General features: G+C 51.4%; 9 protein-coding genes. 8 read left to right on the top strand and 1 reads right to left on the bottom strand.

Annotated features, from left to right (window positions below):
• Positions 1-10 precede the first annotated feature (10 nt).
• The 4 genes from ACG2F4_RS10625 to ACG2F4_RS10610 are packed head-to-tail and all read left to right on the top strand — an operon-like array spanning position 11 to position 8,305.
• Entirely contained in the window at positions 11-2,035 is a 2,025-nt protein-coding gene (locus tag ACG2F4_RS10625) for a fibronectin type III domain-containing protein (RefSeq protein ID WP_395260557.1), read from the top strand.
• A 37-nt stretch (positions 2,036-2,072) separates the two neighbouring features.
• Positions 2,073-4,118 carry a tetratricopeptide repeat protein gene (locus tag ACG2F4_RS10620; protein WP_395260555.1) on the top strand — a complete coding sequence of 682 codons (2,046 nt, stop codon included), beginning with the start codon at positions 2,073-2,075 and terminating at the stop codon, positions 4,116-4,118.
• Positions 4,119-4,140: 22 nt separating this feature from the next.
• Positions 4,141-7,101 (top strand): IPT/TIG domain-containing protein, encoded by a 2,961-nt coding sequence (locus ACG2F4_RS10615; protein ID WP_395260552.1) that lies wholly within the window; start codon positions 4,141-4,143, stop codon positions 7,099-7,101.
• 49 nt (positions 7,102-7,150) lie between these two features.
• A complete protein-coding gene (locus tag ACG2F4_RS10610; protein ID WP_395260551.1) occupies positions 7,151-8,305 on the top strand; it encodes an agmatine/peptidylarginine deiminase in 1,155 nt (384 codons plus the stop codon).
• A 74-nt stretch (positions 8,306-8,379) separates the two neighbouring features.
• Here ACG2F4_RS10610 and ACG2F4_RS10605 read toward each other — a convergent pair whose 3' ends face one another.
• Positions 8,380-8,925: a hypothetical protein gene (locus tag ACG2F4_RS10605; protein WP_395260548.1), complete on the bottom strand. Its 546-nt coding sequence runs from the start codon at positions 8,923-8,925 to the stop codon at positions 8,380-8,382.
• 242 nt (positions 8,926-9,167) lie between these two features.
• Here ACG2F4_RS10605 and gatB point away from each other — a divergent pair, with 242 nt between their 5' ends.
• From gatB to purD, 4 genes are all read left to right on the top strand, one after another.
• On the top strand, positions 9,168-10,616 hold the full coding sequence (gene gatB / locus ACG2F4_RS10600; RefSeq protein ID WP_395260546.1) for an Asp-tRNA(Asn)/Glu-tRNA(Gln) amidotransferase subunit GatB: 1,449 nt from the start codon (positions 9,168-9,170) through the stop codon (positions 10,614-10,616).
• Between the two features lie 32 nt (positions 10,617-10,648).
• The gene (locus tag ACG2F4_RS10595; protein ID WP_395260544.1) at positions 10,649-12,028 is read left to right on the top strand and encodes a TlpA family protein disulfide reductase; all 1,380 of its coding nucleotides are present in this window, start codon (positions 10,649-10,651) and stop codon (positions 12,026-12,028) included.
• The gene (gene tpiA / locus ACG2F4_RS10590; RefSeq protein WP_395260542.1) at positions 12,025-12,810 is read left to right on the top strand and encodes a triose-phosphate isomerase; all 786 of its coding nucleotides are present in this window, start codon (positions 12,025-12,027) and stop codon (positions 12,808-12,810) included. Before ACG2F4_RS10595 ends, tpiA begins: the two co-directional genes overlap by 4 nt.
• A 233-nt stretch (positions 12,811-13,043) precedes the next feature.
• On the top strand, positions 13,044-14,327 hold the full coding sequence (gene purD / locus ACG2F4_RS10585) for a phosphoribosylamine--glycine ligase (protein WP_395260541.1): 1,284 nt from the start codon (positions 13,044-13,046) through the stop codon (positions 14,325-14,327).
• Positions 14,328-14,386: the final 59 nt, after the last annotated feature.

Raw genomic sequence — 14,386 nt, 5'->3', positions numbered from 1 at the left:
CCAGCTTACGATGTTTTCAAAACTTCATTTCCTACTAATACCTTTTCTGGTAATTGCCACGGGGGTCGATTCAGTGAAGGGACAGAACGCTCCCGGCGGAGATGTTCATGTCGTTACCCGCGAAGACGGTCGCGCCTTTGTTTATCACGGGCAGACCATCCCGCTTTCTCACGGGTTCAATGTTTATCGAAGTGTGGACGGGCAGGACTGGCAGAAACTGACCGAGAGTCCCCGCTTTCCCGCGACCGACGGCTATGAATTTCAGAAGAGGCTGGGTGCGCTGTACCCGCGAGTCCGGGAAATGGTCCGCCGTGATGATCCACAGGCCGTATTCCTGCGCCTGCACAACAGTTCTGATATCGGGCTTATTACCAGTTTTGCGATCCCGGAAGTAGCCGAATCGGTCGGTCGGTTATTCATCGATGAGGAGGCCCCGGTCGGCGATACGGTGTACTACCGTTTTGAGATTGTGGACGACCTGGAACGTCCCACGGGCGAACAGATCGAGGGACGTGCCGAGCTGCAGCCCGTTGTGCCCCCGCCGCCTTCGGAGCTTGCAGTTGCCAATGATGCAGACGAAGTGGCGCTTACGTGGAACTATCTTCCCTCCGGAACCGAAGAAGCGAAGAACGTGATCCGGTTTCAGATCTATTACCGTGAGGAGGGGCGTGGTAACCTGCAGCGGGCGAATGATGAGTTCATTGCACGCACAAGCGGAGATACCGAGTTTCAGTACAACTTCCGGGTCCCGGAGCTGGGCAAAACCTATACTTTTACGATCCACGCTGTCGATTTTACCGGCCGGATGTCGGAGCCAAGCGATGGAGTAAATATTCGGATATCTGAAAACCGTCCGCCGGCGATCGTGCGGAACGTAAAGGTGCAGGCCACCGACGACTACCACAGCCATATAACCTGGCCGGTGAGTACCGAGCTGGATCTTGCGGGCTATCACCTGTACCGCGCCCGTGGCGACCAGGAAAGCTACACGCGATTGACCAGGGAGCTGCTCCCTGCACTTGAAACAGCCTACCTGGATACCACGGTTGAGCCGGGAAACCAGTACCGGTATTCGGTAACGGCTGTCGATACGGCCGGCAACGAGGGTCCCCGGAGTAACCCGGGCCACCTGCTGATTACCGATTATCGCGTTCCAGACCCGGTAAAGACCTTTGAGGCCGAATTCAACGAAGGTGCTGTTCAGCTTAGCTGGAGTCACGGAGCCGTTCCCGGAAACCTGAGGACCTACTTCGTAATGCGCCGCCAGACCCATCCCCGCAGCGGAGAGAGTTTTTCGCAGGTAAACAAGAAGCAGTTATCCGATACTACATTGCTGGACAACGGTGTCGGAGGTGAGCGATTTGTGGAGGGCGCGGTCTATCAGTACGGCATCTCCGTCATCAGCAGTAATGGAAATGCGAGTGATACGGTTTATGCAGAACTTCAGATCCCCGACCTTACCCCGCCGGAATCACCCACATTTGCAGAAGCCGAAATGGAAGAGGGGCGGCGGGTGGGGCTCCGGTGGAATGCCTCGTCTTCCACGGATGTGAATCGTTACCGTGTATATCGCTCGCTGGAATCCAGGGCAGATACTCTTCTGGCCGAGCTGCCGCGCGGAAAGCGGTACTTCAGGGATGAAGAGGTTGATTTTGGGAACACCTACCTGTATTCGGTTACGGCTGTGGATTCAATGGACAATGAAAGTATCGATGCCCCGGTTGACACCCTGCACGCACGCCGCTTACAACCGCCGGTGCCGGCCCGCAACCTGCAGGCGATGGAGATGGAGGAGGGCGTACAGCTTCGCTGGGAGCAATCCACCGATGAGCAGGTGGTCGGGTACCGCATCTACAAGTCTTCTTTGGCGACCGGTATCTATGAGACGATCGGCGAAACAGCCGGTAACACCGTTGAGTGGGTGGATCAAGATGGGAGTGCCGGCACCTGGTACAAGGTGTTCCCGGTAGATCGTTCGGGGCGCGAAGCCAGAACGGCAAAACCGACCCAGGCAGTCCAGAATAACTCCAGGTAAATTTGATATGACTATAATCCCCGGTAAACGTACGAAATTGATATTGAAACCTGCCTTTTTGGGTGCTGTGGCCTGGATACTGCTGTTTATATGCGTTTCTGCTCCCCGGGCACAGTATGCAGGAGCGGGTTTCTCCGACGGGGTGTCCTACTATGAACATGGAGATTATGAGAACGCCATCGGACCGCTGAAGAGAGCTGTTGATGAGAACCCCAGGTTAGTTGATGCATATATCTATCTTGCCTCAGCCTACCTGGGAGCCGAACAATTTGATCAGACAATACAAACGGCCCGTGAGGGATTGAAAGTGGCCCCCAAACACCTGCGTCTGCTACTGTTGAAAGCAGAAGGATATTACCGGAGCGATTACCGGAAGGCGATCCCCGTCTACCGTGAAATTGCAACTATTTTGGAGCGGAATCTGGATCGGCAAAAAGATGGGTTGCATCTGGAACGGATACGAGCGTACCTCGGACATCTTTACCACCGCCGCGCTAATGAATCGTACGGATTGGGGCAGATCAATAAGGCTGTGCAGGATTATGAACAGGCCCGGCAATATTCCCCCGACAGCCTGAATATTCACAACAACCTGGCGTACATTTTACTTCAAGAGGAACGGTGGGGAGAAGCCGTTGAGCTGCTTGAGGAGACTGCAACATTATTCCCCGGTGCCGAACGCACCCTGTTTATGAAAGGACAGGCCCACAGGGGGGCGGGAGAGCTGGACGAGATGGTGGAGGCTTATCAACAGCTTTACCAGGCAGACCCGGAAAATCTGAACTATGCCGTCATATACGGCCAGTCGTTGATGGCGGCCAACCAGGCGCGGCGGGGAAACCTTTTTATGCAGAAGCTTATAGACCGGCATCCCCGGGAAAAAAGGCTATACGAAGTGCTGAAGAAAATGAATGAACAGCGCTATGATTTCGGTGCCCGCCGTAATGTGTTAAAGCTTCAGCGACAGGCGTTCCCGCAGGATCGTGCCGTGGCAGAAGACCTGGCCCGGACGCACCTGTTGATACAGGAGTACCCGGAAGCCCGGCAAATTTACGATTCGCTGGCCACGGCAACCCTGGACCCGGAATATGCCATCCAGGCCGCGCGAACCTGGCTGTATGACGAGAATTATGCAATTGCGGCTGAAGTCTATCAAAAAATGACAGACCAGTGGCCCGATGATGCGGATCTGCTGGCGGAAGCGGCGGTTGTGTTTGAAGAAGCGGGAGACACCGAGCGGGCACAGAAGCTGTACAGGCGAGCGTATAATTTTGCCGGGGAGCCCCTGACCGTTGTAAAATTGATCGAATTGTTACTTCAGGATAAAAAGAATGAGGAAGCCTTTGCATACTTGGAGGAACTTGAGGAAAGCGGCTACTCGGGAATTGGGAAATTCTACGAGTTGAAATACCGATCCGGGGAGATGGAAGAAGATGAACGGGCCGAGAAAGCAGAACAGGCCGTCGTTGAAATGCTCCGACTCTATGAGAACGAGCAGCAGGAAGCCCGGGAATTGTCAGCCGGCACTTTTAACAGCGGTCATGCGGGGATGCCGCCCGTGCTTCAAATCCGAAGAGACCTGGATCGCCTGGAGCACTATATCGATGACTGGTATGCCTATCTGCGCTTATCGTTTTCTTCGGAGGAATGTTTACAGATATTGGAAAATGTGATCTCAGAATACTCCTCCAGCCCCAAACTATATCTGTTCCGGGGCCAAACAGCCATTGACTACGGTGATCCGGACCGCGGCATGCAGTCTCTCGAGGAGGCCGTCCGCCTCGGAGCACAGGAGGCCGGGGTGCATCTGGCGCTGGGTAATGCCTACGCACAGCTGGGCAAGGTTCAAGCCGCTATTCTTTCATATGAACGCGCCCTGACACTGGATAATGAGTATAAAGAAGTTTACCACCGGTTGATAAGGATAAGCCGCGAAAACGAACTGCTGGACGAACTATGCAATCGCTGGTTGGCACGCTACAGCAATAACAATGATAACAACATCCTCAAAGAGCACCTGATTGAAGCCCTGCACAAGGCAGACCGAACGGAAGAGGCAAACAGGATCATCAGGAACGGCTGAATTCAGTAAAAGTACCGGTATTATGAAAAAGATTACAGTTTATATCATTGCAGGGTTTGCAGCTTTCCTTTTTATAAAAACGGGATGCAAGGATCTGACGAATGTTGCTCCAAATAAATCCATCCCCGCTGTTAAATCGGTGATTCCGGCTGAAGCACCCTATGGGGGAGAAGTGACTATCGGTGGAACCGGTTTTGGGAGTGAACTGACAGACCAGGTGGTATTATTCAATGAAACCCCTGCACAAATTGATGCTTTGAGTGATACGGTCCTCCAAACGCGGGTACCTCTCGATGCCCAATCCGGCCCGGTAAAAATAGTAACCAGGGGAGACACGCTTGTGGGGCCCTCTTTTACGGTCGATACCACAAGGAGCGTATTTCTGGCTATCGACAGGATAAATCCGAGCCAGGGTCGTCCGGGCGATACAGTGGATGTTGTGGGTACAGGCTTTGACGAAAATCCGGCCCGGAATGAGATGTTCTTTGATCAGGTTTCCGCCTCGGTGATCAGTGCCACCGATACCGTGATTACCACGGAGGTACCTCTTGAGGCTCAGACCGGTCCTGTATCAGTAACAGTAATAGTAAAACAGGATACGGCTGTCGGCCCGATATTTACTATTGAGAAGCAGCAGTCCAGGACCCTCGACGTGTATGTTCGGACTTCCGGAGAGCAGCTTGATGAAGACGGGTATACGCTTTCGGTGAGTGGCAGGGATGACCGTTCTGCGGGTCTGAATGATGAAGTTCAGTATACCGATATACAGACCGGAGAGGTGCAGGTAGAACTGTCTGGAATAGCTCAAAATTGTGCTGTAGACGGGCCGAATCCGCGGAATGTGGTGTTTGAAACAGATAATGCTTCTACAATTTTTACCGTGAACTGCTCCGGGCCTGGCCTTGCAATTACCGGGATTTCGCCCGAATCAGGACCGATGGGCACTGAAGTGACCATCTCCGGAACCGGTTTCAGCCCGACCGCTTCTGAAAATATTGTCACCTTCAACGGTGTGAGAGCCGAGCTGAACAGTGCTTCCGAGACCGAGCTTGCTGCAGTTGTACCGGGCGATGCCACGACCGGGCCGGTAAATGTGACGGTAGGTAATCAGACGGCCGAAGGCCCCCTGTTTACTGTTGAGGTGGCAGGGTCGCTAGAGGTTAACATATCAACCACTGGTTCTAGCCTGGATCCGGATGGCTATCTCTTAAGCCTGGAGGGGAGTAATGACCGGTCGGTTAAAACCAACGACACGATAATATATGATAAACTCGATGTGGGCAGCTACCAGGTGGAGCTCTCCGACATTGCATCGAATTGCCAGCTTAGTGAAGAGCTGCCGAACCCGCGTACAGTGGATATTACGGAAAGCAGTACTACATTTACCGATTTCAATATAAACTGCAGCGATCCCAATGAGCCGCCTGTGGCAAGTTTTACGGCTGAATGTACCAACCTGAGCTGCCTCTTCGATGCCACCGGTTCTTCTGACAGTGATGGGTCGATCGTCAGCTATGAATGGCAATTCGGGGACGGGACCGGCGGCGCTGAATCAAGCGTTACCAAGAACTACGAACTGCCGGGTACTTACACCGTTCAGCTCACGGTTGCCGACGATGATGGGGCAACGGATTCCAGGAGTGAGGAGATCACCGTAACTCTGCCCGAAATTACCGGTATTTCTCCCGAATCCGGTCCGGTAGGCACAGCAGTAACGATTTCCGGCAGCGGCTTTAGCAGCGTCAGATCGGAGAACAGCGTCACTTTTAACGGGATTGAAGCCGCTCTGGAGACCGCCTCCGAAACGGAGTTGATGGCCATCGTCCCCGAGGGTGCTACAACGGGTCCGGTAGAGGTAACAGTAGATGGATACACCGTTCGCGGACCCGACTTTACGGTTCAGCAGCCCAAAACCCTGGAGGTGACGATTGAAACCATAGGCACCCAGATTGACGGAGACGGATATACCTTGTCCGTCACCGGCAGAGATGACCGGTTTGTTAAGGTCAATGACAACGCGCAGTACAGTGAAATCTATGATGATGAGGTCCAGATAGAACTGTCGGGAATAGCCGCCAACTGCCGCACTGGAGGGGAAAATCCCAGAACGGTCACGTTGAATAATTCTGATAATGCGGGATTCACCGCTTTTGCTCTCGATTGCACCTACGATCTGAGAGGGAAGATTGTGTTTGCCACCGACCGGCACAACTACGGGGAACTTTACAAGCAAAATGGCGATGGGTCTGCCGTTGAAAGGATCACCGAATCGACAGACTACTATGAAGCCGAACCGGCCATTTCGCCCGATGGGTTACGAATTCTGTTTAGCAATAATAAAGGCGGTGGTAAACACATATTGGTTATGGATTCAGATGGAAGTAACATAGAACAGGTTACCAGTTCAGGATATAATACTGCGCCGACCTGGAGTCCGGATGGGAGCAGAATACTATTAGCCAGATCAGGAAGTTCTGATGAGCCCTCAGACATCTATATTATGAACAGTGACGGCAGTAATTTGCAAAATATCACCAATACTGCCACTGCCCGGGAATTTAATCCCGATTGGTCCCCCGATGGGACGAGTATTGTTTACGAGGAATACATAGATGGGAAATATGACATTTATACTATCAATCCGGATGGAACGAATAAAATGCAGATTACAGACAATGATGTTTCTGAATATGACCCGGAGTGGTCGCCAGCCGGCGATAAAATTGCATATGTGGTCAATCTGCCAGATGCAAGCCGTAAGATTCATGTCATGAATAGTGACGGAACAGGCGTTCAGGAATTGACACTTTCAAATGGCAATGAGCGCTCACCCTCTTGGTCGCCTGACGGCTCAAAGATTGTGTTCTCAAAATATATGGACGGATATACTCACATCTACATTTACAGTGTAGAATTTAACGATATTCTTGTGGCACCCTATACGACGGGCAACGACCGGGCACCGCACTGGAATTATAAGTAATGTGATTTATATGATAAGGGATAACTGGCTCTTTGAAAGTGGTATAGCCATGTTTCTCTTACCAAAAGATCAGATTATATTATTGCCGAAAGAAGTGGTCTCCGTTAATATCCAAGAATACAGTATCTTGACTGACAGCCTGGACCTGAAGCCTTCAGCCTTGAACTATACGATGCCCCCCGAATGGTATCCACATGCAGCCACGCAGCTGCACTGGCCATCCAACCCCCAAACCTGGCCGGGTGAGCGGCTGCAAAGGGTGGAACAGGTTTACCTTGAGGTTATCGAGGTACTTCTCAAATACGAGCCGATCCATCTTTTTGTGGAGAATGAGGCGATTCGGGATCATGTGTTGGCGCTTTTCCAAAAGCGGAAGATTGACCTGCAGCGTATAACGTTCCACATCCAGCCGATCAATGATGTATGGGCCCGGGATTGTGGCCCTATTTTTATTTGCCGGGAAAAAGCGGGAGCCGAAGAGTTTGCGATTACCGATTGGAGGTACAACGCCTGGGGTGGCAAATACCCGCCATATGAAGATGATAACCGGCTTCCTGCATACATTGCCGGGAAATACGGTATTGAGCGTTTTGAAGCTGACATGGTGCTGGAGGGGGGCGCCATCGAGGTCAATGGTAACGGGGTGCTGATGACAACCGAGTCCGTACTCTTGAATCGAAACCGGAATCCGCATATGAGTTGCCGGCAGATTGAGGAGCAGCTCCGCGATTACCTGGGAGTGGAAAAAATAATATGGCTTCAAAAAGGGTTGGCGGGCGACGATACCGACGGACATATCGACGACCTGGCCCGTTTTTTAAATCAATCCACCATATTGGCCGTTACAGCGGAGGATCCCGGGGATATTAATTATGAGGCCACGCAGCAGAACCTGGAGATACTGCGACGGGCCACCGATCAGCACGGTAACAGGTTTAAAATCGAGACCCTGCCGCTGCCGCGTACCGCTATTGAAGGTACCACTGTAGACGGGTCGAGCTATGTGCCCGCCAGCTATGCCAACTTTTATATAGCCAACGGGGTCGTGCTGGTACCGACATACGATGAACAGCTCGATCGGCAGGCCCTGGAACTGTTTGGTCAATATTTCACCGAAAGGGAGGTGGTGGGCATCCCATGCGCCGACCTGGTGTGGGGCCAGGGTGCCATACACTGCATTACCCAACAGCTTTATGGCATTTAGAAATGTTGATGCGTAACTAAGTCGTGAAACTGGTTCTGTAATTCGATAAATCAACAATTCAACAAATTACTCACTCAATTATTAAGAAAAGCTTCTTGCTCTTCCGGCAGCCTGATATCGGCATGCTGACGGCGAATAAACTGAATGATTCGGGCGATATCGGGCACGCGGAGGGTGAATGAAATATCGCCCAGGTCGATCAGCTTCTCAAAACGGCCGGTGATGTGTGATTTGAATATCAGGTGGTAAGTGGGGGAAAAATTAAATAATGCCTGATCGTTCAACTCGGAGTCTTCCGGTGCGAACCTGAGCTCCTCAAATTCACGCATATTGTAGTAAAAATTTTTGACCGGCTGCTCCCCCTTGTAGGTCTCAATCGTGAGCATGTCGCCTTCGGCAGACAGCTCGAACCGGTAAAGCGGGTCGGTAATTTTGAGGATGCCGATGAAGGCGATCATAAACAGAACCAGGGACATCAGCTGGCGGAATCCAATAATAAAAAGGGCCTCATCTACAAAGGCATCTCCCAAAAGATAGGTAGCCAGGGCGGTAGTGCCGACTACAAGCACCCCCCACAACAGGTTGGTGTCCTCCTCGTAAATGGTTAGTGTGGAACTCATGCCCCTTGGTTTTTAGTTGTCCCTTCGCGGAAATACCGATATTGGCCAAAACAGCGGTTTTGCAAAGCCCTCTACTTAATGTAATGCAAAAATTGCAATTAAAAACAATTGGCTTCAACGTCTGGCAATTTTTATACTCAACCTGTTCAAACGAAGGGAAAAATATTAATAAATGTCCCTGATCTTTAATATCTTTTTAATCTGTTCACATCCAGAACAAATCAGCATTTGGCCTTTTATACATGACTGAAGAATTGCACGAAAAGTACGAGGCCGTTATCGGGCTCGAGGTACACTGCCAGCTCTTAACGGAAAGTAAAGCCTTTGCACCGGTTTCCACTGAATTCGGTGGAACGCCCAATACTCAGGTAACCCCGCTCTGTCTGGGACATCCCGGAACGCTCCCTGTGCTAAATGAAAACCTGGTGCGCTATACCATCAAAATGGGAATGGCTACCAACTGCGACATTGCCAAAAAATCGATATTTGCCCGTAAAAATTATTTTTACCCGGATCTGCCCAAGGGATACCAGATCTCGCAGTTTGAAACACCGATCTGCAGCGAGGGGCACCTGGATGTACAAGTCAACGGGCAGACAAAACGGATCGGGATCACCCGCATCCACATGGAAGAGGATGCCGGGAAGTCGATTCACGACCAGGATCCCTACAATACGCTTATCGATCTGAACAGGGCGGGGACCCCGCTCATTGAGATCGTCTCCGAGCCCGACATTCGCAGTCCGCAGGAGGCGTACGCCTACCTGACGCGCATTAAGCAAATTGTGCAGTATCTTGAAATTTGTGACGGCAACATGGAGGAGGGAAGCCTGCGGTGTGACGCGAACGTTTCGATTCGACCCAAAGGCCAAAAGGAGCTGAGCACGAGAACCGAATTGAAGAACATGAACTCGTTCCGGAATGTTGAACGGGCGCTGGAGTACGAAATCAAACGACAGATCCGTCTTGTGGAACGAGGAGGAGAGGTCGTTCAGCAAACCCTGTTGTGGGATGCGAATGAGATGAAGACGCGCCAGATGCGAACCAAGGAAGAAGCCCATGACTATCGCTACTTCCCGGAACCCGATCTGCCGCCCGTAGTGGTGACCGACGCCATGCTGGATGAGGTACGTGCGGAACTCCCCGAGATGCCGGATGTGCGAATGCGGCGTTTCGTGGAAGAGTTTGACATGAGTGAAGAGGATGCCCGGAACCTGACCGATGACCGCTACCTGGCGGATTATTATGAGAAGGTGGTGGAAAAGGTGGGAAATCCGAAATCGGTTTCGAATGTAGTTCTTACCGAAGTGTTGCGTGTATTAAATGACAGAAGCATTGATATCGGTGATTTTCCGATTTCTGCAGAACGACTTTCCGGGTTGATACAGATCCGGGAAGATGACAAGATAAATTCTTCGGCGATGACCGAAATATTTAACGAGATGCTCAAAGAGGATACAGAGGCTGAGGACCTGGCCAAGGAGATGAACCTGCTGCAGGTTTCGGACAGCAGCTTTATTGAACCGATCGTCGAAGAGGTCATTGATGATCACCCGGATGAGGTTGAGCGTTATAAAAATGGCAAAAAGGGGCTTGTCGGCTTCTTTATCGGCCAGGTCATGCAGCGCTCCCAGGGCAAGGCAAATCCTCAGTTGGTTCGCGAAATGATAACTAAAAAACTGGCAGACTGATTTTAAACACCTATCTCAACCTGCGTCAGCGCATGCAGTCAAAATCTGGTTTATTTCCCGTACTCCTGGTTACAGCGGGGGCGTTATTGTTGAGCGCCTGCACGTTTGACCAGCAGCAGGTGCAGCCTTCTGCACCGGTGATGGGGACTATAACGGTGGCAGATTCTGTTGACAGCAGCCGCGACTTTTCCGGCATCGAAGTCTCCATCACCAAAAAAGATTCGGCCCAGGCGGATGCGGATACGCTGTTCTTCCAGGTAACCGACTCTACGGGACATTTTTCGGGCGTGGCCATGTTCCCTGAAAAACAGTTTTATACGCTCCGCATCGATCGTAACCAGCAGCAGCTCGGGCAGGCATCGGTGATCCTTGCCGATGGAGATACCCTCCGTATTGAGGCAGAGCTTCCCGGATTCCAACAGGCATTGACTATTAACTCTGCCGAGCACGAGGCACTTGGCCAGTATCGGCGGGTTAACCAGAACTACCAGCGTGTTGTAAGTTTCATCCAGCGTGGCGTCCTGAAAGGAGATAGCGCCCGAACCGAGCTGCAAAAATTTGCCGATCTGTACTGGGAGATTTACGAAAACAAAACGGGAACCCTGGCCAGCAGAATGGCTGCCGTGGATGCAATAGATATCTACGGCTCTCTCGATGGACGGCAGATGATGCAGAAGCTCCGAGAGGTGCAGGACAATGATCAGCTGGCAGCGGTGGCCGCCCGCTACGGTACCAGCTATCTTGCCGAAAACAAGGGGCTGAACCACACCTTGCAGTACCTGGACAGCCTGCAAACGATCACGGAGGACTCGGTTGCCAGCATGAATATTCAGCAAGAACAGATAAAGCTGCTGTACGACAGCGCGAGGGTGGACCAGGCGAAATCACAACTGGCTGAATTTAAGAAGCGGTTTGGGGATAACAGATCGGTAAAAAGCTGGGTGGAGGGCATCGAATACGATCTGAATTACCTTTCCCCGGGCGATACGATTCCGCCCTTTGCCTTTAAAAACAACGGGAAGCTGATCAGTCGCGACTCGCTACTGGGAACCCCCTATATCCTGGAGATCACCCTCCTTTCAAACCGGTTGTACCAAAACCAGTACGATCGCACATTTGTGATTCACAATATTTACAAGAACTTTGGACTGGAAGTGGTAACCATTCCGCTCGACCAGAGCCAGGTAACGATTGACGCCTTTTTTAGCGAGCGTGAAAAAGCCTGGCCGGTTGCCTCCGCGGAGGCCTTTGACCGCCAGTCAGTAATTGAAAAATTTAATATTCGCCTGGTACCGACCCGTTTTCTCGTTGATCGAAACGGTGAGATTGTACGCAAGTATATCGGGGAGGAATACCAGGATGTAATACAGGGAATTCAAACCATAATTAAGACCGAAGAACCAGCCTCATGAGACGATTTCTTATCGCCGGAAACTGGAAAATGCACAATGGACCCGCCGCAACGCGATCGCTGTTGACCGGGCTAAATGAAGAGATACCCGACATCCCGGAAAGCCTGGATGCGTTGGTGTGCCCGCCTTTTATTTCGCTGGAGGCGGCTGCCGACAAAGTTCGCAAACATTTTGGATTGTACCTCGGTGCCCAAAACCTGCACTACGAGGATGAAGGAGCTTACACCGGCGAAATAACCGCCGGAATGCTGAAAGAAGTGGGCTGTGAGTATGTGATTGTCGGACACTCAGAGCGGCGCGAGTATTTTGGGGAAACGGATAAAACCGTCAACCTAAAAGTTAAGAAAGCGGTTGAGGAAGGATTGAAACCGATTGTATGCGTGGGAGAATCTCTTAAACAGCGGAAAGCGGGTGAGCATGTCCACCTGGTAAAAAAACAGGTGCAGGCCGCATTCAACGAGGTGGAGACTTCCGAAGCCGGAGAGGTGGTCGTCGCCTATGAACCGCTGTGGGCTATCGGGACCGGGGAAACGGCGACCCCGGAACAGGCCCAGGAGATGCATGATATGATCCGGGGAGAATTGAAGGAGCTTTATAATGAAGAGATCGGTGCGCAGATTCGCATCCTCTACGGCGGCAGCATGAAGCCGCATAACGCAGAAGAGCTGCTGAGCCAACCGGATGTGGATGGGGGACTGATCGGCGGTGCCAGCCTCCAGGCCGAAAGTTTTGCCGATATCATCCGGATAGCGGAACAGCTGTCCGTGACCAGTGATCAGTGATCAGAGTGTCGGTGAATATTGTTTCATTGGGAATTGGTGCCGGCATTCCGTGAAGTTGCACCGTGGTATTGCGTACTGGTTGAGCCGTTGTTTCATAAATAGTGCTAAATATGCAGTATTTTGGTTATTTCTTGACACAGCCTTTAGAAATCAGCAGCTTCTGACAACTGACAACTGACAACTGATTCCCAGCACATTTAACCTCAAACTTCGTAATTGTTCAAAACAAACAGATGAACGTATTACTACTCGGAAGTGGCGGCCGCGAACATGCCCTGGCATGGAAGATTAAACAGTCTCCCAAACTTGATGCCCTTTACATCGCACCCGGAAATCCCGGTACGGCGCAAGTGGGTAAAAATGTGGATCTCTCCCTCTCTAACCATGAACAGATCCTGGCGTTTATTGAAGATAACGATGTGGATTTGACGGTTGTCGGTCCCGAAAAACCTCTCGTAGAGGGAATCACCGATCTCCTGGAAGAGAAGGGACACAAGGTCTTTGGTCCGTCCAAATCGGCCGCCCAGCTGGAGGGAAGCAAAAAATTTGCCAATAACTTCATGGAGAAAAATCGTATTCCCACCGCGGACTATGTAAGTTTTGAAAAGGATGAGTTTGATGAGGCATTGAGCTACGTTCAACGTCGCGATGAATACCCGGTGGTACTTAAGGCTGACGGACTTGCCGGCGGAAAAGGAGTCTTTATCTGCGAGACCGAGGATGAAGTGAAGAAACGGCTGAGGCAGCTGAAAGAGGATGCCAAGCTGAGCGATGCTGCCGAAACACTGGTTATTGAAGAGTTTTTGGAGGGAGAAGAGGCCTCCGTTTTTGTTATCTCGGACGGCGAAACGGCCAAAATTATCCACAATGCACAGGATCACAAGCGAATAGGAGAGGGGGATACCGGCCTCAACACGGGAGGAATGGGGGCTTACTGTCCCGCTCCGGTGATGACCCGAGACCTGCTTATGAAGGTGGAAAAAGAGATTGTGCTGCCCACGATATCTGCCATGTTGCTGGATGAAACGCCTTACAAGGGCATTCTTTACTGTGGACTGATGATTACGGATGAAGGGCCTAAAGTAGTGGAGTATAACTGCCGTTTCGGAGATCCCGAATGCCAGGCGATACTTCCTTCCCTTCAGTCTGACCTGCTGGAACTGCTGGATGCAGCGGCTTCTGGCGAGCTGGCAGAGAAGCAGATTAAGATCGATGACCGGTACCGTTGCTGCGTGGTGATGGCATCGGGCGGTTATCCCAAAGCCTATGAAAAGGGCAAGCCTATTACGGGCATCGGTGAGGTGTCTGAAGATGTGCTTGTATTTCACGCAGGCACGGCGATCAAAAATGGGCAGTTGGTTACCGACGGTGGGCGCGTGCTCAATGTCGTGGGTTCAGGAGACACGCTGCAGGAAGCGATCAAATCTACCTATGCCGAAATAGAGAAAATAAATTTTGAAAACGCCTATTATCGCAGCGATATCGGGGTAAAGGGTCTGGCTCACCTGGAGGCTTAGGTGAACGATTCATAACGATTTCTTAGTTTGCGCTACTAATACCGATATGATGGTTCAAT

It is taken from the genome of Halalkalibaculum sp. DA3122, from assembly GCF_043951865.1.
In the GTDB taxonomy this organism is placed as follows: domain Bacteria; phylum Bacteroidota; class Rhodothermia; order Balneolales; family Balneolaceae; genus JAMQKA01.
Note: the sequence above shows the minus strand (reverse complement) of the source record. Positions and strands in the feature narration are given on the sequence as shown.